We start from the raw sequence: 22,906 nt of genomic DNA on the forward strand, positions 1-22,906 counted from the left end.
ATTGCAATGGCTGTGCATCGGGTTTACACGTATTTTCAGGTAAAACACTTAACTGGGTGTGATTCAATGCTCATTATCACCCATGTCCCGGACTTCTTAAAACCAACACAATGGACAAAAACACGATCAATTGCAAACTCACAACTACTGAGCTGAGGCAAAGAAAAGCTACTGTGATAGCTTCATTAAAAGTGCGGGTATTGGAAAAACAGGAACTTGCCAATGGGTTCAGGTACAGATTTGACAGCTCGGATCAAACACTAGATCTGCTGAACAATTTCATCAAGACCGAACGGCTTTGTTGTGACTTTTTAATACTGGGTCTTACAGTTGCCCATCAGGATTCTCCGGTCTGGCTCGAATTATCAGGCCCGGAAGGCGCAAAGGACTTTATCAAAAACGAGATTGAATTTTAGAATTTAACCCAGGCCGATCAATCATGACCACTTTACTCACCGGTACCATCATGCTCAGCCTCCTTCATGGGCTGATCCCCAGCCACTGGCTGCCGGTACTGGCTTTGAAAGAAAGGTTTGGCTGGCAAGGAAGCAAGACGGTTCGCATTGCCTCTGTGGCGGCTTTGGCCCATTCGTTGAGTACGTTTATGCTAGGTGTATTTCTGGGCTTGTTCAGCCTGTCATTGGCGGAAACGCTGAACAGTTACACCCGTTGGGTCATTCCCTCATTGCTTATCGCCATCGGCTTGTATTTTATCATCCAGCACCACCATCACCACCACTTTCACATTGCTGAAAAACAAAAACTGGAAAAAGCTGGAGCAACACAAGTGGTGACCTTGCTGGTATTCATGATGTTTCTTTCGCCCTGCCTGGAGATTGAAGCCTACTTCCTGATGGCAGGGACGTACGGCTGGCCGATGATCCTGGCAGTGGGCCTGCTTTATACCATCGTTTCCGTGTTGGGGATCACCTTTTGGGTGTACCTGGCACAAAAAGGACTGCACCGCTTCAACTGGCACAGGCTGGAACACAATGCCGGGCTGGTTTCAGGAGGCATACTCATTCTTACAGGGATCATTTCCTTTTTCACACATTAAAACTGACAAGATCATGGCCAATACAAACAATATAGAAGACAAAGCTTGCTGTGATACCGACCAGCAACCAAACAAACAAAAGAAACAAGAAGAAAAAACCTCCTCCACTTTCCTGCAAACCTGGGGAAGTGGTATTGTAAGCCTTGTCATTCTGCTTGCAGGAATAGCCGCTGATCAATGGGGACAGCCTGCATTTTTCCAGGGATGGATCCGCATAGGCTGGTATGTGCTGGCCTATTTGCCTGTGGGTTGGCCGGTATTGGTCAAAGGCTGGAAGTCCATACTGAAAGGTGATGTGTTCACTGAATTTTTCCTCATGGGCATAGCCACTCTGGGAGCTTTTGCCATAGGCGAATATCCCGAGGCTGTGGCGGTGATGCTTTTTTATGCCATCGGTGAGCTGTTTCAGGATGCAGCCGTGAACCGGGCCAAACGCAACATCAAAGCCCTGCTGGACATTCGTCCCGAATCGGCCTCCGTGCAGCGAAACGGCCAAATGATGACCGTACACCCGGAGGAAGTACAAACAGGGGAAACCATACAGGTAAAACCCGGGGAAAAAGTGCCGCTTGATGGGAAAATGCTGAGTGAAAAGAGCAGTTTTAACACCTCAGCTTTAACAGGTGAAAGCAAACCGGCTACCTACAACAAAGGAGAAAATGTGCTGGCCGGAATGGTGAACCTCGACAGGCTGATTGAACTGAAAGTAACCAGGCTATTCAATGAAAGCTCACTGGCACGCATCCTGGAGCTGGTGCAGAACGCCACCGCCCGTAAGGCAAAAACCGAACAGTTCATCCGCAGGTTTGCGCGGGTTTACACGCCCATCGTTACTTTTCTTGCAGTTGGACTGGCCTTCCTGCCCTACTTTTTTGTAGAAAACTATGTGTTTGAAGACTGGCTTTACCGGGCATTGATCTTCCTGGTGATCTCCTGCCCCTGTGCGCTGGTGATCTCCATACCACTCGGCTACTTTGGAGGGATCGGGGCAGCTTCCCGCAAAGGGATACTATTCAAAGGCTCCAACTTTCTCGACCTCATGACAAAAGTCAATACCGTGGTGATGGACAAAACCGGAACCCTGACCAAAGGAGTATTTGAAGTGCAAAAAGCTGTAACCATGGACGGCATCACTATCGACTGGCTTAGCCTGGCGGCAGACATGGAAAGCAAATCCACCCACCCCATTGCCAAAGCGATTGTGGAGTATGCCAGGACGCAGGGCAAAGACATTTCAGAACCCGAACAACAGGAAGAAGTGGCAGGGCATGGCCTGAAAGGCAAGGTGCAGGGAAAGCAAGTGTTGATCGGCAATCAAAAACTGATGGCCAAGGAAGGAATCGTTACCTGTGCTGATGCTGCCGGGGAGGTCAATACCGTCATCCATGCGGCAGTAGGCGGAAAATATGCGGGATACCTGGTGATAGCAGATGAACTCAAAGAGGATGCCTCACAGGCCATAGAAGTCATACGCAAATCAGGGGTTCGGGAACTGATCATGCTGTCCGGAGATAAGGACGCTGTGACCCAGCAAGTGGCAAAAACACTTGGTATAGACAAGGCATTTGGCGACTTGCTGCCCGAACAAAAGGTACAGAAAGTGGAAGAATTGAAAAAAGACGCCAACCGTGTCATCGCCTTTGTGGGAGACGGCATCAATGATGCCCCTGTATTGGCACTGGCCGATGTGGGCATGGCCATGGGCGGCCTGGGCAGTGATGCCGCCATCGAGACGGCCGATGTGGTCATCCAGACCGACCAGCCTTCCAAAATTGCCACGGCCATCCAGCTCGGCAAGCAAACCAAACGGATCGTATGGCAAAATATCAGCCTGGCCTTTGGGGTGAAGCTCATTGTGTTGGCACTGGGAGCCGGAGGCCTGGCTACCATGTGGGAAGCTGTATTTGCCGATGTGGGTGTGGCACTGTTGGCGATATTGAATGCGGTAAGGATACAGCGAAACTAAGAATACTTTAAGCTATGAAAATAACAAACTCACTTTTTAAATGTCTGAAATTTACAACCACCTATATGAAGATTTAGAGGACAAGCTTAGAATGATTGATCTGGAAGAAGACAACATTCTCAAAAAATCAGAGCAAAGTTTTCAGACAGCCCTTCAGGCAATTAATCAGTTGAGAGATGATTTGAAGGGTGATCGATTGCGTTTACAAAGCGATGAAATCTCGTTTTTTAAGGAAATTAAACCAAAATTTGTTAGTAAGCTCATCTATCACCTCAGTGTGTTCAATATCGAAACCAACAAACCCAACGGAGGGATCAACAGAGGGAAAGGCTTTAAGAACTATTCAACATTTGATGAAATCTATGGTGGAGAGTAAGCAGAGCAATCTTGATTGGCTGAAAAAAAGATGCCCAATTCGTCCTAAAAAGTGGCATACTGAAAAGGTTCTCAGAATAAATGAAATTGAGAACTATAGGTTCTATTCTCGGAATTCAACAAAGACTTACAGAGGAATCATTAGTCCGCTAGATATAAAAGGTATTCAATACGCCTATGCTTATAACGATGAGAGTGATATTACCTGGATTGACTTATTGAACAATTTGAAAAGGTTTAAGGATATTCGTCATTCAAACATGACTCATGAAGAGTTGATCGAGCACGCCCAAAGTGATTACAACGAATCCAGAACAGTTTCAAAGTTTGGCTCTCTTTATTTTACTACCACCGGCCAGCACAGAATGACTTTGTGCAAATTTCTCGATTTGGAAAAAGTTACAGTCCAGATTAACGAGTATACCTTTGATCAAGAAGAAAGGCAATTGGCACAAACCATAAAAATGTTCTTTGCGATTTTACCATCAGCCGTTTAATCATGAATAAAAAAGTACATCTAGGTTTCGAATATCCAAAGGGTTTTCCTCAAGAAATCATCGATGAAGAAATAAGCGAAGTCAAATCAGAAAAACTTTATTTTGAAATTGGACGGCAAGAAAATGAAGTGTACGCTGCGATGGAATGGGTCGTTCCAACATTATTCGCAACATATATTTTGAAACCATATTTTGAATCATTTCTCAAAGAAGCGGGTAAAGATCACTACGAAATGCTGAAAAGTTTTTGTAAGAAGCAGCTTGCAAGAGGGAAAACAATGGATTCTCATCTAATTTCTGCCGACCAATCAAATCTAAAAATATCTAAAAATTATACTCAATCACACTCTGTATCAATTACTTTTCAATCTAAAACAGGGCGGCAAGTGAAATTATTATTTGATAATAATTTAGAGTTAAAAGATTGGGAGAATGCATTAAAAGAATTCTCGAAATACATCATTGAACACTATTCTAATTTCCCAAACGATCAATTTACAGATAAAATCAAGGATCTTTCACCTAAAGAATACTTTGTAATTTATATCAAAATTAATCCAATATCAAAAGAACTTGAATTCCATGATGATCACACACTAATACTTGAATCGAAAAACTGCGGCTAACTTGACTATTTTTTTCCTAAATCCCATAATGCTCCGCCACGGCCTTCAAAATCATATCCCGCATTGATAATTTGGTCTCCCGGCCGATTTCATACTTGAGCTTGTCAAACATAGCTGTAGGAATCCGTAGGGAATAGATCTTCACATCTTCGGTGTCAAATTCCTTGCTTGATACTTTTTCTTTTTGCCGAATTTCTGGTTCGGGATTGATCAGTACTCCGATTCCTCGCTGTTTGGTGCCGAGGTTTTTATTGCCCTTGCTTGGGTCGTTTAGCTTCTTAGCAATGGTTTGCTCAATTTAATCTGTTTATAGTTTCATCGATTAGGATTTTTTAATGCCTTGCCCTTTTTCGTGGATTATTCTAAAGTGCATTCTCCGGGAAATGTCCTTGAGTCAATTACACTTTTTGATTTAAAAAAAAAGGAAGGTGTAGGTGTCCCTGAATTCCGGAATAAGTTAGCCCTTTATCCTCGGGACGGCCAAGAGCTTCCGGCATAAACCTCGCGCGCAATCCTCAGCTGGTTTATTCCTTTTCCTCTTGGCCTTGCTCGGAACAGGGCTGGGATCATTCCATAATTCATGTTTCACCAAAACTCAAGAAATTATGGAAGCTTTAACTCAATCATTCCACTTTAATGAAGTCGCAGAAATCACACTAGCTTATCGACCAAAAATCAAGGCAAGCCAACGTCCAAAAGTTACTTGTTCCAGGCAAGTATATGATGTATTGTTGAAATTCTGGAATTCCGATTCGCTGGAATATGTCGAACAGTTCCAGGTGATGCTACTGAGCAGAGGTAACCGGGTATTAGGAATTTGTACAATCAGTACTGGCGGAACCTCGGCAACTGTTGTAGATCCTAAATTAGTCTTTGCTGCCGGATTGAAGGCTAACGCATCCTCCTTAATTCTTAGTCATAACCATCCCTCTGGAAATCTTCAACCTTCCGAACAGGATAGAAGACTAACCCGAAGACTGGTAGAAATCGGTCGTGCTTTGGATCTACCCATTGTGGATCATGTTATTCTGAGTTCTGAAGGATACTTTTCCTTTGCAGATGAAGGGGAGCTTTAGGCTTCCTTTTTTTACTTTATTAATAGGAGCTATTCAATTGAGAGAAGGCAAAATTTATTCGATCTTAAAAATTATTTTTTCTCGATTTTTCATAAAAATATTGTTGCCCAATAAGATAGTTTAGATGAATTTATTAATTTAGACCCAGATAGGACAAGCCCTTTCCTTCAAATTAGCTATTCAACTCAAAAAGCTATTTTGGAGAGGAGTATAAAAAAAATATTGATGCATAACATTCTAGAAAAAGTAGATATGAGACGGCTAAACAGATTTTTGACCATTTTATTTTTGTTTTCAATGTTCATGTTTCAAGGTTGTGAAGACAAAGAAAATCCCATGTTTGATGACCAAGCTATTTGGGAATGTCATTATGAAAACAACTGGGACTATGAGACGACTAAAAATAACGTAGTCGGACTTTGGGAATGGAAATATATCAAATGTTGTGGTGAAACAACAACTCCATATCAAAATGGTACCGAGTCAAAAGGACTTAAAATTGAGTTTAGTGCGGATGGCAGTGGTGTTGTCGTGGATCAAGATGTGATTTATGAATTCAGTTGGGACCTTGGACTTCTTGTAAATGAAAATGGACTCTTCGAATTTCAGACCACTCCTTCAATCGCACAACTAAATGGACGACTTCTATTCTGTGACAACCTAATGATGAGTAACGGTAGCTATAGAGATGGTGCAGACAACTTTCTTGTAAAGGTTGATTCGGATACTACTAAATAATTTTGACTCCTAATTCGTTTTGAGGAGATAAGACCTAATAGTATTTTTATCCTAGATCAAACTGAAGGTATTTTATCATGTTTGGCTTTTAATTTGGTTTACACATTGTGACAAAAGCACAGATCAAAAAGAATGCGATTGTTAAAATTAAAAGTTTTTAAAGTTGTTCATCCATTGAAAAAGAACATCTTTAGCTTAAATCCCATAATACTCCGCAACCGCCTTCAAAATCATATCCCTCATGGAAGCTTTGGTCTCCCGACCGATTTCATACTTGAGCTTGTCAAACATGGCGGTAGGAATTCGGAGAGAATAGATCTTTACATCTTCGGTGTCGAATTCCTTGCTTGATACTTTTTCTTTTTGCTGGATTTCTGGTTCGGGATTGATCAGCACTCCGATTCCTCGCTGTTTGGTGCCGAGGTTTTTATTGCCCTTGCTTGGGTCATTTAGCTTCTTAGCCATGGTTTTGTCAGTTTAATCTGTTTAGAATTTCCTCGACCAGCATTTGATAATCCTTTGCCCCATTGGATTCAGGCGCATAGTCGAAAATGGTTTGGCCTTGGAGTTGGGCTTCAGCCAAGGCAACATTGATCCGGATTTTGGTATCGAACACTTTATCCTGGAGATCCTCAGTAAGTTTCTCCACAATGGTTTTGGTCAGGATTCGGTTTGGGTTGATTTGGGTAATGAACACTCCTCCTATTTCCAATTTATCGTTTAGGTTGTCCCGGACTTCATTGACTATTCCAAGGAGACGATCAACTCCCTTGTAGGCAAAATACTCCCCTTGCAGCGGTAGCAGAATCGTATCACTCGCTACCATGGCATTAACGGTTAATAGTCCAACTGAAGGTGGGCAGTCAATGATGATGTAGTCGTATTCTGAGTGGATTGGCTTTAGCAGTTTATGGAGGATTTGCTCCCGGCCTATTTTTGATACGATCTCCATTTCAGCGCCCAATAGGTCGATGGAGGAAGGAACTAAGTCCAGGTTTTCGGAGACATGTAGGATCGGTAGCTTTTTGTTCTCGCGGATAGAATCATAAACAGATAATTCCGGATCACCTTTTCCCAATCCCTCAGTCAGATTTGCTTGAGAATCGATATCCAATAACAAAACTTTAAGACCTTTTTTGGCAAGCCCAGCACCAATGTTGATGGAGGAGGTGGTTTTACCCGTTCCTCCCTTGTGATTCATGATGGAAATTGTCTTCATAGCTCTTTGGTTTAACTAAAGATATGAAAATGTGTTTCCATAAAAAAGTATTTATATAAAAATGTATTTACTTTTGGTTGATTCTGGATTCCAAATTCTCGATGATCAAGTTCTTGGATTTTACCAATTCGCTGTAGGAGCTGTTTTCGGCAGAGAGTCTTTTTACCTCATTTTGAAGTCTCTCGATTTCGGATTGGAGCCGCTCAAAGAAGTGCTGTTCGCTGCCAAGTTTGTCTGAATCCATTTCACGATCCTCGATGGTAGCAATAAACATTTCACCTTCTCCGGTTTCCAGCCACCGGAGATTGATGTTGTGTTCTCTTTTGAGAAGAATCTTGATTTTTCCGGAAACGCTGTTCTTGCCTCGTTCTATGTCAGAATACCCTGCCTGAGTCAATCCCAGGGAAGCCCCAAAGTCTGCTTGGGTCTCTTTAAGGAATTTTCTAACGATTTTTAACCGTTGATTTTCAGTCATATCTGAGTGATTCGGATTTTAAAACGATAAATGCTTTCCAAAATATAGCAAAACCATATATTTTTATTAATGGATATATTCAAAGGAATTATCCTTGGCCTATTCGGATTGCTCAATTGAGCCGCTCTGTTTGGCCTTTCCATTCTTTGATTTCTTGAACTCAGGGCTACCATCAGCAAATAGAGTCTGAGGAATAGGATTTGTCTATTTTCCCTTTTGCTGATCTATTTCAGATCACTCATGACAAATATATACTTACAAATGTATTTTGAAAGGTGATTATTGGTTTTCTATATATGTAAATATCTGCATATCTATATATATCGAAATACCGATATAGGGATATTTCGATATCCTTTTTCTAATGATCTGAGGTTTGTTCCGATTTTAATCAGTACGCCACATTTAATTTTCAGCCAAAAATTTTGGTGCCTTTTCCCGGTAGTGGGGAAGCTATGGCCTTGAGGGATATCGAAGAATTGACCTTGCTTTTTTCAGCATGTGAAGAAGGATAAAAGTGTTGAGGAACCTTTTGCGTGTTCTTTGCAAGTTGTGTATTTGTGACACAAATTCTGCCGAATTTTTCTCCCAAACACGCACTTGCCATTCCGGTGATTCTTATCAGAATCATCCAAAATGGAGGGATTTAACCTCGCAACTCGGTAAAATATAAATTGACTGAACCATGAGAAAATTCATTGAACAGGATCGAGAAAAAATCATTAACATCTTAGTGAACTCTTTTGAAGGCAATAAATCCGTGGATTTTGTCGTGGGCAAATCAGCTACAGGAAGGAGAATTCTTATGGAGTACAGTTTGGCAAACTGTCTGGAAAACGGAGAGGTGTATCTATCCGATAGCGGAAAATCCTGCGTCTTGATCAAGTTTTCTGATCGAAAGCGAAAGCCATTTAATCTTTGGATTTGGGACCTGAAACTGGCCCTTCAGGGAATTGGGATTTCAAGAATTTCGAAGGTGCTCAAACGGGAATCCAGCATCGAAGCTGTCCAGCCCAAAGAGCCATTTCTATATGTCTGGTTTATTGGTGTAGAGCCAGAAAACCAAGGTAAAGGAGAGGGCTCCAAGCTACTCAAGTCAGTTCTTGACATTGCTGAAGACAAGAAGCTTCCTGTTTGCTTGGAGACTTCAACAGAACGCAATTTTAAATGGTATGAGAATTTTGGGTTCTCAGTGTATGCATCTTCCGCTCAATTTGGTTTCCCATTTTACTTCTATAGAAAGGATTAATTATGACAGTGTTTGGAACTGACATGCACCTGGCGACTTTTATTTTTGTCGTGTGCGAGGTGCTATTTTTTGTCTCTCAGCTGGTTTTGTATCTCCAAAATCCCGCTGAAAAGAATCGTCAATACTATTTGATTCTCCTGGGTCTCTTGATCATTTACAATATTGCGGGAGGTTTATTTCCAGATCCCGCTCTCCCGATTGATATCAATTTGCAGATCAATCTTGCCTACGGGACTGGCTTTGTAATGGGGGCGTATTTTCCCTATTATTTTTATCGAGTTTTTGAACTGGATGATTTGAGATGGAATGCGCGCATCGGCGTTTGGATATTTTTGATAGCTCCATTCCTGCTTTTCTTTTGTATTGGGCTTCCATTATTGGATGACCTTCCAGCCACCATCTGGTATGGTTTAGCTATTCCTTTGGTTTATGCGATTTATTTGATTGTGATCATTTTTCTGAGTATCCGAAAGAAATTTGAAGGATCACAAAATTCATTGGAAGCAATTTTGACTTATTCGGCAGCGGTACCTTGGGTCTTGTTACCGGTTTTTAGTTATGTTGATGCCTCCCAATTCGTCGAGGTGATTTGTACCAATGGAGGCTTTATCATCATCACGTTTTTGTTTATTCGAAAGATGATCTTCGAAAACAGAAAGGTCTTCGCAAAACTCAATGATTCTGACCTGAGACCTCCGGTTGATCCCAGTGCTTTTTTCGGCCAACGATGTGCCGAATTGGGTTTGACAAAGCGAGAATGCGAGGTTGCGGAGAAAGTAGCCCAAGGCCTTACCAGCAAAGAAATCGCTGAAGAACTTTTTATTTCAGAACGAACTGTCAACAAACACCTTCAGGCGATTTTTAAAAAAGCTGACAGCAAAAACCGAGTTGAGCTGATCAACGCCCTGAATTCCTACTCATCATCCTGATTTTCTAGGCTTTGTCCTCTGATTAAGTATATCTGCGTATAGGGGTTTCTCTATACGCAGATATGCCTATTTATCCCAATTACGCAGTTTTAGGTATTTTTTTTCGGCTGCGAAATCCAATCCTTTACCCCCATCAACATGTCGCCATGATGGAGAAAAGAGAAAATCTCTCTTGGGTATCAGTCCGATTAAAGCCGGATGTTTTTGCCCGATTGAAGGAGGAAAGTAGATCCCTTGGAGTGTCCCTAAGTCACTTGATCAGAATGAAGCTCAGCGCTGACACGATCAAGATCATTGACACTAAGGGAATCCTAAATGCAATCGATAAGGTGGTTGCAGAACAGGCCAGGGTGAACAATAACATCAACCAGCTGGCCAAGCACGCCAATACTTATCGAGACAAAATTTCCCCGGAGGTTTTCACGAGTCACACGATCCAAATGGCCAAGCATCTTGAGCATCGGGATTTCATGAACAAGTTTTTGAAGCAGATCTACCAGGCAATCAAATGAGAGTTAAAATCCTTTCCAGCGCAAGTTCATTCAATGGGGTAACCTACAACACGAACAAAACCCAAAATGAAAAGGGGGAACTAACCAGGCTCCGGAATTTTGGGTATTTGCAGGATACCAAGGATGTGGGCCCGAATGAGGTGAAAAACTTCCTGATAGCTCATTCGAACAGAAATACACTGGTCAAAGACAAGCAGTTTCATGCTATGATCAGCTGCAAGGGGAGGGAGTATTCCAAAGAAGAGCTGACCGACATTGCCCATGAGTGGATTGATAAAATGGGCTATGGAGACAATCCCTTTTTGATCGTTTTTCACAAGGACACGGCCAATAACCACGTCCACATTGTGTCATCGAGGATCGACCGGGAAGGCAAAAAGATCAGTGATTCTTTTGAGAAGCTCAGAGCACAGGAAGCAATCAACGAGATCATGAGACTCAATCCCAAGCATGAAGCAGTGAAGGCTGCGGATAGCTTGATGGAGTTTCGATTCAGTACCAAAGCCCAAGGATTCCTGTTCCTGGAAAATTTGGGATTCAAAGTGCGGGAAAAGGGTGAGCAGATCGAATTGATCAAGTATGGTTCGGTGCAAGGTCAAATTCCAGTTTCAGAATTCAACCAAAAGATCCAGTCCTATCAGTTGGATAAGGATCGGGCCAAACAGCTAAAGGCGATTTTGGATCGGTACTCCAAGGTTTATCAAACCCTGCCCACATGTCTTTTTGAGCCGAAACCCGGTGGAAAAAAAGGAAACCTAACTGGGTATCGCTCGGATCTCGGTGATTTTATCCGGGACAAATTTGGGCTTCAGCTCGTATTTCATGGAAAAGATGGGAAAAGGCCTTATGGTTATTCCCTGATTGATCATGCCAACAAGATCATTTTTAAGGGAAGTGAGGTGTTTCCGATTCAGCGATTTTTTGAGCAGGAAGGTGAGCGTAAAACCTATCAATCCCAGAAACCAAATAAGGATAAACCGATCGATTTGCTCGAGGCAAAAGTAAAGCTCCAATCTGCTATCAATGACTTCTCGACTGTTCGGCTAGGCTTGGAGCACCACGCTTTGAATCTAGAGCATCGGGATGGGAATTCTTACCTGAAAACAGCCCAAGGAGATATCGCAGCCAGCGACATTCTTTCTGCCGAGCAGCAGCTGGCCTTACGACAATACTTCCAAGAAAGCGAAGCTTATCGAGAGGTACAGAGCCAAGGGATTTTTGACTTGAGTCCTGTGCTCAATATCGCTGATGACATCGACGATGAGGCTGTGCACGGAAGAAAAAGAAGCAAAAAGCGCAAGGGAGACAATGAAATCACCAGATAAAGAATTTACCATGATCATTCTATTCGCAAACCAAAAAGGCGGAGTGGGAAAAAGTACTCTAGCGGTGCTCTTTTCAAATTTTGCCGTCCAGAAAAGGAAAAGAAAGGTGAAAGTCTTTGATATGGACTTTCAGCAGTCGCTTTACAACAAGTATCTCAATTCAGACCTCTTGGAAAATGAAAAGCTCTATGAAGTCGAGCTATCGAGTATTCCGGGGTTCAAGTCTATCCGAAAAAGAGCCTCCCAAGATCCCAGAATTCTCACCGTCATTGACCTTGCCGGGAGAATGGATGACGACAACCTGGTCCCGGTACTTAAGGAATCAGAATTGATCATCTGTCCATTTTGCTACGATGAATACAGCGTCACCAGCACCTTTGAGTTTTGCTATGTGGTCAAAAAGGTGAATCCCGAGAGCCGGATCATCCTGATCCCCAACAGAGTCAAAACATCGGTCAAGTACGAAACCATGGAAAGTGTCAATCAGGCACTCGGCCAATTTGGTGAGTTGACCTCCCCGGTATCGGATCGGATAGACTTCCAAAGACTGACTACCTCTTACACTCCGGAATCCCTCGTGCCTATCCTGGATCCCATTTTCAACAAATTATTTGATGATCACATAGAAGCAGACCAGCCATGGGAAACGGAGACTACATAAGCAAACTTGTCCAAGGAGTCAGGTCAGATCTGGTACTGCCTGAACATGAGGCGAAACCTTCTATAAATTCCAAAAGAAAAATGACTGTCAAAACCAGAAGCCGTGGAATCAATAATCTGATAACTGCTATAAAGGATTTTGAAGTAAACGGAGATTCCAAAAGGCTGATTCGGATGGACGCTCGAACCGAAGAAGTCCTGAAGCTACTCAGTCCCACTTTTGGAGTGGACGTGACCTCCTTTGTGAATTTCCTATGCTGGGACTTTCTGGAAAACAATCCGGAACTGGTCAACGAAATCAAACAATCCATACAAAAACTATAACCATGAGCTGGACAGACTTCTTTCTATACCTATCCCTTTTCTATGTGGTGTACTATGCAGTAAATGTCGTCATCGATGTTTTGCGCAAACCACAACTTTCAGAAGTGTCGGCAGGGAATGCCTACACCTTTCAAACGGACCTCAATGAGTTTGACGAAAGTCCAACGGTGATTGAGGATAATGAACCGAAGCTTGAACCTGTAAAGCCCAAAACAGAATCGACTTCAGAAGTATGGGTCAACAGCGAGGAGGATTCTGAGGAAATCGAATTTGAAATCAACGATCCCAGCCCGGTCAAATCTACAGGAGGGGTGACTACACTCAATTCCCTCTTTGTACTCGCCAAGGAAGGCAGTATTGAAATGAAAAAGAAAGTCGTGTTCTCATGAAGCTTTCCCATCGCTTAATTCTATGCGCTTTCCTTTACCTCTTTTTCTTTTTGTCGGCAACGGAAACTTTTGGCCAATCCCCTCCCGGAGTCTCAAAATTTCAGGAGGTGGAGACCGATATGAAAAGTTTCTACGTGGCTCTTTCCCGACTCTCCTTTGTCGTGGGCGCAGTATCAGGATTACTTGGAGGTCTTCGGGTTTACAACAACTGGCAAATGGGAAAGCATCATGTCGATGTTCAGGTCATCAGTTGGTTCGGAGCCTGCCTTTTCTTGGCCACCATGGGCTTTTTTCTCAGCGGATTGTATGCTGTCCCATTGACTTGATACCCCCCAAAAAATCAAAATCAATAATTTCTCAATAAACTATGAAAACCATGTTCAACAAAACCAAAAAAATGATCGCAAGCGCATTGTTTGCGATGCTTGCAACCACAACCGCCAATGCTCAAGGTGTTCAGGGAATCACTGCAGCCGAATCCTCTCTTCTCGCCTATGTCGATCCCGTGGCCAGTCTTTGTTTGGTGATTGGGGAGGTAGTAGGGCTGATCGGAGGGGTAAGAGTTTACATCAAATGGAATTCCGGTGATCAGGACATCAACAAAGAATTGATGGGATGGGGCGGTTCCTGCCTGTTTTTGGTCTTGGTCAGTGTGATAATCAAAGCGTTTTTCGGTGTCTGATGGCTAAGCAATTTCCGATATATAAAGGGCTTCAAAAGCCTCTTATATATCGGGGCTTTCAGGGAAAATTCATCGGATGGGGAGTCGCTTCCTTAGTTATCGCGGTCATCTCAGGAGGATTAATCGGAAGCTTAACCAGTATGGTTTTAGGCGGGGTGATTACCCTTTCCGTCATGACAACCGGACTTTTCATCACCTCTCAGCAACAGAAAAAAGGCCTGCATAGCAAAACAAGGTATAAAGGGGTATTTCAGATCGCTACATCCTTAAAATCGAAGTAATCATGTTCAGGAAAAAACGGAATGAATTTAAGCTTCCCTATCTGGGGATTGAAGATCAGATCCAGGGTTTTCATTGTCTATTCAATCTGAAGGGTGACTTTGGTGTCATCCTTGGATTGGACAATCCTGTCTTGCAATATTCAGCGGATTCTTCCAAATACGATTCCTTTCACCAGCTATACACCAACCTGATCAAAATTCTTGGTGAAGGGCATTTGATCCAAAAGCAGGACATTTTTTCCAGAAAGACCTACAGCGAAAAACTCTCAAAGGAATACCTACAGCGAAAGTATGATGACCATTTTCAGGGGCGGCCTTACACTTCGCTGAAGACATTTTTGGTGATTACCAAAAGGGCAAAAGGCAGATATAGTCAAAAGTCGGTAATGGACTTTATCCAGACATTAGGTAAGGTAACCGACCTTTTTGAACGTGCGGGAATCAAGGCAGAAGCACTTTCAAAAATTGAGACTGACCGCTATGTGAAGCGGATTCTCAGTATGAATTTCCACGAGGAAAAGATTGTGCTGGACAACTTGCTTGCCGAAGAAAGCGAGGTGGAAAGCGGGGAAAGAGCTTTTCGGTCGATCACCTTGGTAGATACCGACAAAGTAGAACTTCCGGAAAAGGTATCCACTCATTTGGAGCGAAACGATAAGGATAGCCTTAAGGGGTTTCCTGTGGATAATATGGCCTTCCTTTTCGATGTCCCCAATTTTCAAACGATAGTTTATAACCAGGTCATTGAAATCATTGAGCAGCGATCCACGCTGAACAAGCTGGAATTGAAGCGAAAGCGACATTCAGGGATACCCGATCCAGCCAATAATATCTGTGTGGAAGATATCGACAGGCTATTGGAAGACGTGGCCAACAAAAATTCCTATAACCAACTGGAGCTTTTCAGGACACTGCTTCCCTGCAATACCGCTGAGTTGAAAGCTTACGATTACTTCCTTACCACCTCAGATGCTGCAATATGTTTTTTCCTGAAAGAGTCACTGAACAAGGATGAGATAAGTGGTTTCCAGATCCGTTTTACAGACCGACAGGGAATCCCTTTGAAGATAGATCCTGCTGATTTGCCTATGCAAACCAATCGGATCAACAATCGAAACAAGTTTGTGCTTGGGCCTTCCGGTTCGGGGAAATCATTCTTTATGAATGCCCTGATCGAACAGTACTGCATGTGGAATAAGCGACCCAATCCGAAATGGCTGATGGATGTGGTCATTGTCGATACGGGACACTCTTATTCAGGACTTTGCCAATATTACCAAGGGAAATACATCACTTATACTGAGGAAAAGCCAATAACTACCAACCCCTTTTCCATCACCGAGGAAGAGTACAACATCGAGAAGAAAGACTATCTACTGACCCTGATTTCACTTTTGTGGAAGACAGCGGAAGGAACAGTCTCTCAGGTCGAAGCGGATGTTATTTCCAGTACGATCTCGGCTTACTATTCCTCTTTTTTCTCTAAGGAAAGCACGATCGACCGGCTTTGCTTCAACAGCTTTTATGAATTCGCCTTGAAGAAAATCCCCGAAATCAAGGAGCGTGAAAGCATTGGGTTTGAACTTGAAGAATTCCGCTTTGTACTCAAGAAGTTTTACAAGGGTGGTGAGTTTGAAATCCTGCTCAATGAGGAAGTTGACCAGTCCTTGTTTACCGAATCTTTTGTGGTTTTTGAGATTGATAGCATTAAAGAGCACAAGGTGCTTTTCCCGATTGTCACACTCATTATCATGGATGTATTTATCCAGAAAATGAGGTTCCGAACCAAATACCGGAAAGCGCTTATCATCGAAGAGGCTTGGAAGGCCATAGCCTCCCCGCTCATGGCAGGCTATATTTTATACCTCTATAAAACAGTCCGAAAATTCTGGGGGGAAGCGATAGTGGTAACCCAAGAGCTGGGAGATATCATCGGAAATGCGGTGGTCAAAGACAGTATCATCAATAATTCGGATACGATCTGTCTTTTGGATCAGACCAAATTCAAAGACAATTATTCCCAGATCGCCTCCCTTCTTTCCATCAATGAAAATGAAAGGAAGAAGATCTTCACGATCAATCAGCTGGATAATCATGAGGGCCGAGGAAGATTCAAGGAAGTCTATATCCGAAGAGGATCTGCCGGTGAGGTGTATGGGGTGGAAGTATCCTTGTACCAATACCTGACCTATACCACGGAAAAGCCCGAAAAATCAGCAATCGAAATCTATATCCAAGCTTTTGGAGGATATCAAAAAGGACTGGACGCTTTTGTTGAGGATTTCAAAGCTTCTGAGCTTTCTCTCCATGAGTTTTTTAGCGAGGTCAACAAGCATGGAGCTCCGGTCAGAGAATCACTAACTGCCACTTTTTAACCAAGACAATTATGAAAAGCTTGAGCATCCTGGTATTTCTGATCCTCTCGGGATCTTCTTTTGGGCAGACTGTCTATGTGGATCCCGCGGTAGCGGGTGCTACGGCGGCACATTCTGCGGTCATCAATTCCCAACTGAATGCCACCAATGAACGATTGACTTTGATTGAGCGAGGACAACTGGCAATTACCGGAAACCTGACCATTGTCAACACGATGCAGGACAAAATCTACAAGGGACTTTCTGAGGTCAGTTCGATTTTGACCAATCTTTCCAATGTGCAGGAAATCGCACGAATAGCCACCGGGATTTCCAGTGACCTCAGTCAGGTGATGGACTTGGCTGGAGAGAATCCAGCTTTACTCCTATTTGCCGAACGGAATGCTACCCTGTTTCAGCAAAGGGCCACTTCTTTGGCTTTGGAGGTCAGTTCTTTTGTGCTAAAAGGAGGAGAAAATAACCTCATGGATGCAGGAGAACGGTCCAAGCTGATCAATCAGATTTTGACTGAAATGGTCATCCTGCGATCCTACACTTATGGCATGTATCGGGCCATATATTTCGCTCAGATGAAAGGATTTGTGAGGGCATTAAATCCTTTTCAAGGGTACATCAATGTAGATATCCAGCTTGCTCAGGATATAGCCAGAAAAGCCAAAACCCTGCAACGATGAAATCTTTTTGGCTTTTTTCCTTCATTTTGTTGGCAACCCTTGAGATAAGTTTTGCCCAAACCAATGTGGCTCTTCTCCATCAGCTGGTCGAGGAATCCAAGTCTGAATACAACCTTCAAAAAGAGGCGAAGGAAAATCAAGGAAGGAACGCGGTCAACGAGGAGGTCAATACCAATTTGCTCAAGTCGGTAAAGGAGAAATACCGAGCCGTTCAAGACAGATTCGCTAAACTCTCGATTGTTATTGATGCTTTTGGAATAGGTGCTTCGGCTGAGCCCTTGGTCAACTCCATTATTGATAACCAACAGCAAATTGTTTTCTACTGTAGCCAAAATCCGGAGTTAGTACTTTTTGCGCTAGAGTCTGAAAAGGTTTTCGTCGAAAGATCCTATTCACTTTTGAATTTCCTCTTTGGCCTCTCGGCAAGTATCGGAGTGGTCAACCAGATGAAAGTTTCGGAAAGAAGAGTCCTTTTCCAGCACATTCTGAACGAGCTGAGGGAGATCAATGGACTTTCCTACACCGTTTCCAAATCACTTCAACACTATCTGGAAAGGAAGCGAGGAGTCAATCCTTACCTACAATATGTGGCCACGGAAATGGCTTTGGTAGAAGAAATTATTCAAAACGCCAAAACCCTAACCCGATGAAAAATCTCCTTATACTCTTCAGCTGTTTCGCGGTGATTGAATCCTATGGGCAGACCGTAATATTTGACAGAGAGCATTTTTCGACAGTCAATGCCAATGCTGCGGTACGAAATGCAAGTGAAATAGGGTATCACCAAACCTTGGATATCATCAGGCAAAACACCGATGATATCATTCTCAATTCATCCAGCCTGGCACTGGTTCAAACCATGATTGTCAACTCCCTGACCCAAATTAATGAAGGGTTCAAGGATGCAATTCAGGTAAGGATGATCGCTGAGACGGTCTTGGATATCAGCTCCATTTCCGCAGAAGCTTTCCAATTGGCTGGTGATAATCCCATCCTATTTCTTTTTGTGGAAGAATACACGGCTCAGGCGAAAAGCAGAAGTCTCAATCTGGCTACGGAAGTTTCTTCCTTGATTCTCAAAGAGGGCGATAACCTCCTGATGAATTACAATATCCGGGATGAGCTACTTGATTCGGTTCAAAAGGAATTACAGGTAATTCTTGCCTTGGTACTTACAGCAAAGAACAGCATCTACTGGGCCAAGACCAATGGGGTAATCCGATCTCTCAATCCTTACCAGACCTATATCAATCGTGATTTAGGATTGATCAATGAAATCATCATCAAACATAAAATCCTTACCCGATGAAGCAAGCTCTCCCAATTTTGATCCTTTTTTCTGTTTGTATTCACAGCTATGGACAGACTCCCATTCATGATAGAGCGATTGTCGCTCAGCAGGAACGCATGGTCTTTAAGCAATGGGATGAAGATAAATTCTATCCCGAACCCAAAAGATTCCTTGGAATCCCAACGAATCCGATTTGGTATATCACCTGGGGCTTGCATCCCAATTACCCTGATCTAGACAGAAGGCCTTTATCTCCAAGGGGTGAACAGACTCAAAGGCTGGGATTGGCAGCAGCCATGCAGATTTCATCGAACTACTACAAGCAGCACTCAGATACGGTCAAGAACTTGGCAAGAGCTGAGATCGCCCGTATTTCAGGCGCTTTTTCATCAGCAGATCCGCTATACCAATTCTATTATAAGCGGGAGTTGAAGCCTTTGGAAAGTCCTGAAGCCACAGCTTTTCATGGCGTTCCTGCAGAAGTAATCCAGTACATGACTGATCACGGGGCATACCAATGGTATGTAAACAACTTGGCTTCGCTTTCAGAACGATATGAGTTTGCCAAAAGCCTGGATATGGAAAGAGGGCAACGGATTCTGATGTATCACAGAATCATGCTCGAAATGAGAGATGTCCTTAAAAAGTGGCAATACAAGCTGGATATGTCTTCCAATATGCTTGCCTTCCGAAAGTTGAACCAGCGAAAAATCAGCGGAGAGATCATCCTTTCAGATCCAAAAAGCGAGGAGGATAGAGCCAAGAAAATTGCTAATCAAACCCAAGGGATAAAATGAAGAAGCTGATCACAGGACTATCAATTTTCCTTGGGGTATCCATCTCCGGATTTGCACAATCGGCCAACCATGACCAGTACAAGGAGACCATAAGCTATTTGCAGGGAAACAGCATTTATGACAGAGGAGTGATGACCTTCTTTGAAGAAATGAGGGATTATGGCTTTGCACACTCAGATCCTTTCATGAGAGATGCTCAGACCTTGGCCTGTATTTTCATACTGATTTTTTTCAGTCTGAAATGCTACGAAATGATGGCGGGGGACAAGAAGCTTGAAATTATGCCCCTCCTGAGGCCATTTGCTTTGGTGATTCTTCTGATGTGGTGGCCAATTTTCTGCCAGATCATCGCTTTTCCCACCGATTTGATCGCAGCCAAAACGGAAGCGCTTTTCGGGACCCAAAACGATATCAATAATGGGTTGCGGCTTGACCGCGCCGCCTACATGATCGAGATGGCCGATCAGCTAGTGGAATATCAGGCAGTGACGGAGATGGCATCGGAACAGGCGCAGGAATCCGATAAGGATTTGGGGACGGTGATTGTGGATGGGGTGAAAGGATTTTTCTCCGACCAGATTCTAGCTCCTATTGTCCAAATGCGAATCAGGATGCAAACCAGCCTTCAGCTTCTCGCTACCCAAATCATCGAATTGGTGGCCATATGGATTCTGAGAGTGTGTGTCTATATCATTTTCATGTTGCAGATCATCTACTCGACAGTCTTGGTGATACTCGGACCTTTTTCAGTGGTAGTGAGTATTCTTCCAGCTTTTCGGGATGCGTTCACGACTTGGATAGCCAGGTTCGTTTCGGTTAACCTCTATGTAGGAGTAGCCTATTTGATTCTCTACATCACAGGAAGACTTCAGCAATACGCCTTGGAGGTCGAAATTGACAAGTACGAGTACTTGCTTTCAACCGGTGGGGGAGCGGATCGACTTGAAAAAATGGCTTGGCTGGCATCCAATGGTTTTTTGAGTTTTGGGCTGGTGATTGTAGCATTCTTTGTCAGCGCCATTGCCATTACTACTGTGCCCTCGATTTCCACTTGGATCATTTCCACTTCAGGAATCTCCTCGGCAGCAACCACCGCCGGAAGGATGGGATCCTCTGCTTCAAAATCAATTTCCAGAGCTAAACTAATCTAACCATGATCATCCAAAATATTGAATCCAAAATCAGATTGGCAACGGTTCTATCCTTGGGAAGCCTGCTTACCTCAATCATTATCTGTGGATTTGTTTCGGTTTACGCTTATAAACAGGTAGCCAATGCTAGGCAGTCCATTTATATCCTGGATAATGATATTCCCATTTTGGCCAAGCAGGCCAATATGCAAATGAATAGGCCAGCTGAGTACAAAGCAGCCGTGGACTTATTCCATAGCCTTTTTTTCAACCTGACTCCCGACGATAAGCACATCGAATATCAGATGAGCCGGGCCATGTATTTCGTGGATGAGACAGGGGTCGGCCAATACAATAACCTGAAAGAAAAGGGCTACTTCAATTCCATTCTTTCTTCAAGTTCTGTGCTTTCAATCCAGACGGATTCGATTGTCCTGGATCAGAACAGGTTCCGGTATTACGGCAAGCAAAAGATAGATCGAAGAAGTGCCACGATCACCCGATCGATCATCACTGAGGGCGAACTGATCGATATCCCGAGAAGTGAAAATAACAGCCATGGGGTTTTGATCACGAATTGGAAAACCATCGAAAATAAAGACCTGAGCAATGTTTCGAAAAACACTTTCTAAGGATCCAGAGACTACCATTTTCCAAGAGCTGAAAAATGAGCTTTCCCCTCATTTGACAGGCGTAAATACCCAGGTGAAAGGGTTGTTGGTTAGTCATGCCAAAATCATTTTTTGTGGCATGCTCCTTCTCATCGTAGCGTCTTTCATCCTGACCTTTTTTGTGTTGAAGCCTGACTCGGAGAATCAGGCTAACAATTTCAAGAAAGAGCTAAAATCCATCCCTGGAGAGCTTTCAAATGAATTTTCAGCCTTACAGGATTTGACCCTTAGGGCTGCGAAAATGGCAGAGTTGAAGACTGAAATCGAACGGATTATTGCTCAGGATTCCATTTCAAAGATGGATTCCACCTATCTGGAAAAAGCAATTGAGCAACTGCAATACTTTAACACCCACTCCCATGAAAATTGACTTCAAGCAACCCAAATACATCCTGCCAATTATCATGCTGCCGTTTTTGTGTTTGCTGTTTTACGGCTATAAATCCTTTAGCAAAGACGGTCCGGATGAACCTGTTCATGGCCTCAGTGGAATCCAATCTGAGATCGGCAAAGTGTCGGAACAGATCCAGAAAAAACCGCTTGACTCCAAACTGGACGCATCAAGAGAAACCTATAAAAGGGCAAATGATGGATACACGGCAATCAAAGGCTTGGAACTCGAGGTGGAAGAATCCAGCCAAATCAAAACACTGTATAATGAGGAGGAAAAAAGGCTGCTGGATTCCATAGACAACGCTTTAAAAAGTGCAGGTCTGTACTCGGGAAAACCCGATACTGGCAATTCGATTCCATCGGTTACTTCCCAACCTTCCAGACATCAAAGCTTTTCCAGGGAAGATGAAGAATTGCTGAATGCCATCAATCAACTGGAAGGGAAAAAGACCGGAGTTCCCGCCAACAAATACGAAGATCCTATGGAGCTATTCAAAGCTCAGATGGCTGTGATAGACTCCATTTCCAAAGCGAATGATCCTGCTTATCAAGAGCTACAGCAAAAAGAAAAGGAGAGTCAACCCGTAGCAAATGAGACCGAAAACGTGGTTTATCGAGTCCAAAAGTCAGAGGGGGCAGCGACCTTATTCAATACCTTCACCAGAGAAAAAAAGGAGAAGTTCATCAAGGCAATCATTGACCAGGATATCAAGAGTGGTACCCTAGGAGCTAGATTGAGAATCCGACTTTTAGATGATATCCTGATCGGAAATGCCATTGTGGGCAGAGGAACTTACCTCTATGCCTTGATTTCCGGATATGAAGCTCAGCGGGTGAAACTGACCATTTCTTCGGTCATGATCAATGATCGAATCTTCCCGATTAAACTCTCCATCTATGACGTTGATGGGATGGAGGGGCTGTATGTTCCGGCCAGTGCCTTCCGGGAATTTTCCAAAGAACTAGGAGGAAATACCACCGGGGGCATGAATCTGACCATGCAGCAAAACTCAGATGCCTTGAGCCAATTGTACATGTCTGCACTCCAACGAATGTTCACCTCAACTTCCCAGGCTGTTTCCAAATCCATCAAAAAGAACAAGGCCAATATCAAGTATGGGACTTCAGTCTATCTGATTGATACCAACGAATTGCAGGAAAACGGAAAAATGATCCAAAACCAAAACTGACCTAT

Annotated in this window: 31 protein-coding genes; 27 read left to right on the top strand and 4 right to left on the bottom strand. The window is 43.3% G+C overall.

The window, feature by feature from the left end:
- Positions 1-110: 110 nt before the first annotated feature.
- The 6 genes from O0V13_RS10270 to O0V13_RS10295 are packed head-to-tail and all read left to right on the top strand — an operon-like array spanning position 111 to position 4,521.
- Positions 111-416: a hypothetical protein gene (locus tag O0V13_RS10270; RefSeq protein ID WP_084121512.1), complete on the top strand. Its 306-nt coding sequence runs from the start codon at positions 111-113 to the stop codon at positions 414-416.
- 23 nt (positions 417-439) lie between these two features.
- On the top strand, positions 440-1,057 hold the full coding sequence (locus O0V13_RS10275; RefSeq protein WP_084121511.1) for a hypothetical protein: 618 nt from the start codon (positions 440-442) through the stop codon (positions 1,055-1,057).
- 13 nt (positions 1,058-1,070) lie between these two features.
- A complete protein-coding gene (locus tag O0V13_RS10280) occupies positions 1,071-3,023 on the top strand; it encodes a heavy metal translocating P-type ATPase (protein WP_268034881.1) in 1,953 nt (650 codons plus the stop codon).
- Positions 3,024-3,063: 40 nt separating this feature from the next.
- Positions 3,064-3,399, top strand: coding sequence for an RteC domain-containing protein (locus tag O0V13_RS10285; RefSeq protein ID WP_268034882.1), 336 nt, complete (start codon positions 3,064-3,066; stop codon positions 3,397-3,399).
- Positions 3,386-3,895: a hypothetical protein gene (locus O0V13_RS10290; RefSeq protein WP_268034883.1), complete on the top strand. Its 510-nt coding sequence runs from the start codon at positions 3,386-3,388 to the stop codon at positions 3,893-3,895. The genes O0V13_RS10285 and O0V13_RS10290 overlap by 14 nt, the downstream gene beginning before the upstream one ends.
- Positions 3,896-3,897: 2 nt before the next feature.
- Positions 3,898-4,521 carry a hypothetical protein gene (locus O0V13_RS10295; RefSeq protein WP_268034884.1) on the top strand — a complete coding sequence of 208 codons (624 nt, stop codon included), beginning with the start codon at positions 3,898-3,900 and terminating at the stop codon, positions 4,519-4,521.
- A gap of 16 nt (positions 4,522-4,537) precedes the next feature.
- On the opposite strand, the gene O0V13_RS10300 is transcribed toward O0V13_RS10295, so the two are convergent.
- Complete coding sequence (locus tag O0V13_RS10300; protein WP_268034885.1) at positions 4,538-4,666, bottom strand: hypothetical protein; 129 nt, start codon at positions 4,664-4,666, stop codon at positions 4,538-4,540.
- Positions 4,667-5,126: 460 nt separating this feature from the next.
- On the opposite strand from O0V13_RS10300, the gene O0V13_RS10305 reads away from it, so the two are divergent.
- Complete coding sequence (locus O0V13_RS10305; protein WP_268034886.1) at positions 5,127-5,597, top strand: JAB domain-containing protein; 471 nt, start codon at positions 5,127-5,129, stop codon at positions 5,595-5,597.
- Between the two features lie 225 nt (positions 5,598-5,822).
- Positions 5,823-6,335 (top strand): hypothetical protein, encoded by a 513-nt coding sequence (locus O0V13_RS10310; protein ID WP_268034887.1) that lies wholly within the window; start codon positions 5,823-5,825, stop codon positions 6,333-6,335.
- Positions 6,336-6,530: 195 nt separating this feature from the next.
- Here O0V13_RS10310 and O0V13_RS10315 read toward each other — a convergent pair whose 3' ends face one another.
- From O0V13_RS10315 to O0V13_RS10325, 3 genes are all read right to left on the bottom strand, one after another.
- Positions 6,531-6,800 (bottom strand): hypothetical protein, encoded by a 270-nt coding sequence (locus O0V13_RS10315; RefSeq protein ID WP_268034888.1) that lies wholly within the window; start codon positions 6,798-6,800, stop codon positions 6,531-6,533.
- A 7-nt stretch (positions 6,801-6,807) separates the two neighbouring features.
- Positions 6,808-7,554 carry a ParA family protein gene (locus O0V13_RS10320; RefSeq protein WP_268034889.1) on the bottom strand — a complete coding sequence of 249 codons (747 nt, stop codon included), beginning with the start codon at positions 7,552-7,554 and terminating at the stop codon, positions 6,808-6,810.
- A gap of 67 nt (positions 7,555-7,621) precedes the next feature.
- A complete protein-coding gene (locus tag O0V13_RS10325) occupies positions 7,622-8,029 on the bottom strand; it encodes a helix-turn-helix domain-containing protein (protein WP_268034890.1) in 408 nt (135 codons plus the stop codon).
- A 685-nt stretch (positions 8,030-8,714) separates the two neighbouring features.
- On the opposite strand from O0V13_RS10325, the gene O0V13_RS10330 reads away from it, so the two are divergent.
- From O0V13_RS10330 to traM, 19 genes are all read left to right on the top strand, one after another.
- Entirely contained in the window at positions 8,715-9,278 is a 564-nt protein-coding gene (locus tag O0V13_RS10330; RefSeq protein ID WP_268034891.1) for a GNAT family N-acetyltransferase, read from the top strand.
- A gap of 2 nt (positions 9,279-9,280) precedes the next feature.
- On the top strand, positions 9,281-10,207 hold the full coding sequence (locus O0V13_RS21655; RefSeq protein WP_326492715.1) for a helix-turn-helix domain-containing protein: 927 nt from the start codon (positions 9,281-9,283) through the stop codon (positions 10,205-10,207).
- Positions 10,208-10,353: 146 nt separating this feature from the next.
- Entirely contained in the window at positions 10,354-10,719 is a 366-nt protein-coding gene (locus O0V13_RS10340; RefSeq protein ID WP_268034893.1) for a plasmid mobilization protein, read from the top strand.
- Positions 10,716-12,044, top strand: a complete 1,329-nt coding sequence (locus O0V13_RS10345) for a relaxase/mobilization nuclease domain-containing protein (protein ID WP_268034894.1) — start codon at positions 10,716-10,718, stop codon at positions 12,042-12,044. The genes O0V13_RS10340 and O0V13_RS10345 overlap by 4 nt, the downstream gene beginning before the upstream one ends.
- A gap of 10 nt (positions 12,045-12,054) precedes the next feature.
- Positions 12,055-12,705 (top strand): ParA family protein, encoded by a 651-nt coding sequence (locus O0V13_RS10350; RefSeq protein ID WP_268034895.1) that lies wholly within the window; start codon positions 12,055-12,057, stop codon positions 12,703-12,705.
- Positions 12,684-13,028 (top strand): hypothetical protein, encoded by a 345-nt coding sequence (locus O0V13_RS10355; protein WP_268034896.1) that lies wholly within the window; start codon positions 12,684-12,686, stop codon positions 13,026-13,028. The genes O0V13_RS10350 and O0V13_RS10355 overlap by 22 nt, the downstream gene beginning before the upstream one ends.
- A gap of 2 nt (positions 13,029-13,030) precedes the next feature.
- A complete protein-coding gene (locus O0V13_RS10360) occupies positions 13,031-13,417 on the top strand; it encodes a hypothetical protein (protein WP_268034897.1) in 387 nt (128 codons plus the stop codon).
- Positions 13,414-13,743: a DUF4134 family protein gene (locus tag O0V13_RS10365; protein ID WP_268034898.1), complete on the top strand. Its 330-nt coding sequence runs from the start codon at positions 13,414-13,416 to the stop codon at positions 13,741-13,743. Before O0V13_RS10360 ends, O0V13_RS10365 begins: the two co-directional genes overlap by 4 nt.
- Positions 13,744-13,793: 50 nt before the next feature.
- Positions 13,794-14,099, top strand: coding sequence for a DUF4134 domain-containing protein (locus O0V13_RS10370; RefSeq protein WP_268034899.1), 306 nt, complete (start codon positions 13,794-13,796; stop codon positions 14,097-14,099).
- Positions 14,099-14,380, top strand: a complete 282-nt coding sequence (locus tag O0V13_RS10375; protein WP_268034900.1) for a DUF4133 domain-containing protein — start codon at positions 14,099-14,101, stop codon at positions 14,378-14,380. Before O0V13_RS10370 ends, O0V13_RS10375 begins: the two co-directional genes overlap by 1 nt.
- Positions 14,381-14,382: 2 nt before the next feature.
- A complete protein-coding gene (locus O0V13_RS10380) occupies positions 14,383-16,755 on the top strand; it encodes a TraG family conjugative transposon ATPase (protein WP_268034901.1) in 2,373 nt (790 codons plus the stop codon).
- Positions 16,756-16,766: 11 nt separating this feature from the next.
- The gene (locus O0V13_RS10385; protein ID WP_268034902.1) at positions 16,767-17,429 is read left to right on the top strand and encodes a hypothetical protein; all 663 of its coding nucleotides are present in this window, start codon (positions 16,767-16,769) and stop codon (positions 17,427-17,429) included.
- Positions 17,426-18,079: a hypothetical protein gene (locus O0V13_RS10390; protein ID WP_268034903.1), complete on the top strand. Its 654-nt coding sequence runs from the start codon at positions 17,426-17,428 to the stop codon at positions 18,077-18,079. The genes O0V13_RS10385 and O0V13_RS10390 overlap by 4 nt, the downstream gene beginning before the upstream one ends.
- A complete protein-coding gene (locus tag O0V13_RS10395) occupies positions 18,076-18,738 on the top strand; it encodes a hypothetical protein (protein ID WP_268034904.1) in 663 nt (220 codons plus the stop codon). The genes O0V13_RS10390 and O0V13_RS10395 overlap by 4 nt, the downstream gene beginning before the upstream one ends.
- Positions 18,735-19,517, top strand: coding sequence for a hypothetical protein (locus O0V13_RS10400; RefSeq protein WP_268034905.1), 783 nt, complete (start codon positions 18,735-18,737; stop codon positions 19,515-19,517). The genes O0V13_RS10395 and O0V13_RS10400 overlap by 4 nt, the downstream gene beginning before the upstream one ends.
- Entirely contained in the window at positions 19,514-20,668 is a 1,155-nt protein-coding gene (locus tag O0V13_RS10405; protein WP_268034906.1) for a plasmid transfer protein, read from the top strand. Before O0V13_RS10400 ends, O0V13_RS10405 begins: the two co-directional genes overlap by 4 nt.
- A gap of 2 nt (positions 20,669-20,670) precedes the next feature.
- Positions 20,671-21,279, top strand: coding sequence for a conjugative transposon protein TraK (traK, locus tag O0V13_RS10410; protein ID WP_144605577.1), 609 nt, complete (start codon positions 20,671-20,673; stop codon positions 21,277-21,279).
- Entirely contained in the window at positions 21,257-21,688 is a 432-nt protein-coding gene (locus tag O0V13_RS10415) for a hypothetical protein (protein ID WP_268034907.1), read from the top strand. The genes traK and O0V13_RS10415 overlap by 23 nt, the downstream gene beginning before the upstream one ends.
- Positions 21,678-22,901 (top strand): conjugative transposon protein TraM, encoded by a 1,224-nt coding sequence (traM, locus tag O0V13_RS10420; protein WP_268034908.1) that lies wholly within the window; start codon positions 21,678-21,680, stop codon positions 22,899-22,901. The genes O0V13_RS10415 and traM overlap by 11 nt, the downstream gene beginning before the upstream one ends.
- The last annotated feature ends 5 nt before the right edge of the window (positions 22,902-22,906 follow it).

The organism is Algoriphagus sp. PAP.12 (assembly GCF_026652115.1).
Classification (GTDB): domain Bacteria; phylum Bacteroidota; class Bacteroidia; order Cytophagales; family Cyclobacteriaceae; genus Algoriphagus.

Coding starts and splice junctions, on each gene's coding strand:
- O0V13_RS10270 (WP_084121512.1), top strand. CDS start 111: ATGGACAAAAACACGATCAATTGCAAACTCACAACTACTGAGCTGAGG.
- O0V13_RS10275 (WP_084121511.1), top strand. CDS start 440: ATGACCACTTTACTCACCGGTACCATCATGCTCAGCCTCCTTCATGGG.
- O0V13_RS10280 (WP_268034881.1), top strand. CDS start 1,071: ATGGCCAATACAAACAATATAGAAGACAAAGCTTGCTGTGATACCGAC.
- O0V13_RS10285 (WP_268034882.1), top strand. CDS start 3,064: ATGTCTGAAATTTACAACCACCTATATGAAGATTTAGAGGACAAGCTT.
- O0V13_RS10290 (WP_268034883.1), top strand. CDS start 3,386: ATGGTGGAGAGTAAGCAGAGCAATCTTGATTGGCTGAAAAAAAGATGC.
- O0V13_RS10295 (WP_268034884.1), top strand. CDS start 3,898: ATGAATAAAAAAGTACATCTAGGTTTCGAATATCCAAAGGGTTTTCCT.
- O0V13_RS10305 (WP_268034886.1), top strand. CDS start 5,127: ATGGAAGCTTTAACTCAATCATTCCACTTTAATGAAGTCGCAGAAATC.
- O0V13_RS10310 (WP_268034887.1), top strand. CDS start 5,823: ATGCATAACATTCTAGAAAAAGTAGATATGAGACGGCTAAACAGATTT.
- O0V13_RS10315 (WP_268034888.1), bottom strand. CDS start 6,800: ATGGCTAAGAAGCTAAATGACCCAAGCAAGGGCAATAAAAACCTCGGC.
- O0V13_RS10320 (WP_268034889.1), bottom strand. CDS start 7,554: ATGAAGACAATTTCCATCATGAATCACAAGGGAGGAACGGGTAAAACC.
- O0V13_RS10325 (WP_268034890.1), bottom strand. CDS start 8,029: ATGACTGAAAATCAACGGTTAAAAATCGTTAGAAAATTCCTTAAAGAG.
- O0V13_RS10330 (WP_268034891.1), top strand. CDS start 8,715: ATGAGAAAATTCATTGAACAGGATCGAGAAAAAATCATTAACATCTTA.
- O0V13_RS21655 (WP_326492715.1), top strand. CDS start 9,281: ATGACAGTGTTTGGAACTGACATGCACCTGGCGACTTTTATTTTTGTC.
- O0V13_RS10340 (WP_268034893.1), top strand. CDS start 10,354: ATGATGGAGAAAAGAGAAAATCTCTCTTGGGTATCAGTCCGATTAAAG.
- O0V13_RS10345 (WP_268034894.1), top strand. CDS start 10,716: ATGAGAGTTAAAATCCTTTCCAGCGCAAGTTCATTCAATGGGGTAACC.
- O0V13_RS10350 (WP_268034895.1), top strand. CDS start 12,055: ATGATCATTCTATTCGCAAACCAAAAAGGCGGAGTGGGAAAAAGTACT.
- O0V13_RS10355 (WP_268034896.1), top strand. CDS start 12,684: ATGGGAAACGGAGACTACATAAGCAAACTTGTCCAAGGAGTCAGGTCA.
- O0V13_RS10360 (WP_268034897.1), top strand. CDS start 13,031: ATGAGCTGGACAGACTTCTTTCTATACCTATCCCTTTTCTATGTGGTG.
- O0V13_RS10365 (WP_268034898.1), top strand. CDS start 13,414: ATGAAGCTTTCCCATCGCTTAATTCTATGCGCTTTCCTTTACCTCTTT.
- O0V13_RS10370 (WP_268034899.1), top strand. CDS start 13,794: ATGTTCAACAAAACCAAAAAAATGATCGCAAGCGCATTGTTTGCGATG.
- O0V13_RS10375 (WP_268034900.1), top strand. CDS start 14,099: ATGGCTAAGCAATTTCCGATATATAAAGGGCTTCAAAAGCCTCTTATA.
- O0V13_RS10380 (WP_268034901.1), top strand. CDS start 14,383: ATGTTCAGGAAAAAACGGAATGAATTTAAGCTTCCCTATCTGGGGATT.
- O0V13_RS10385 (WP_268034902.1), top strand. CDS start 16,767: ATGAAAAGCTTGAGCATCCTGGTATTTCTGATCCTCTCGGGATCTTCT.
- O0V13_RS10390 (WP_268034903.1), top strand. CDS start 17,426: ATGAAATCTTTTTGGCTTTTTTCCTTCATTTTGTTGGCAACCCTTGAG.
- O0V13_RS10395 (WP_268034904.1), top strand. CDS start 18,076: ATGAAAAATCTCCTTATACTCTTCAGCTGTTTCGCGGTGATTGAATCC.
- O0V13_RS10400 (WP_268034905.1), top strand. CDS start 18,735: ATGAAGCAAGCTCTCCCAATTTTGATCCTTTTTTCTGTTTGTATTCAC.
- O0V13_RS10405 (WP_268034906.1), top strand. CDS start 19,514: ATGAAGAAGCTGATCACAGGACTATCAATTTTCCTTGGGGTATCCATC.
- traK (WP_144605577.1), top strand. CDS start 20,671: ATGATCATCCAAAATATTGAATCCAAAATCAGATTGGCAACGGTTCTA.
- O0V13_RS10415 (WP_268034907.1), top strand. CDS start 21,257: ATGTTTCGAAAAACACTTTCTAAGGATCCAGAGACTACCATTTTCCAA.
- traM (WP_268034908.1), top strand. CDS start 21,678: ATGAAAATTGACTTCAAGCAACCCAAATACATCCTGCCAATTATCATG.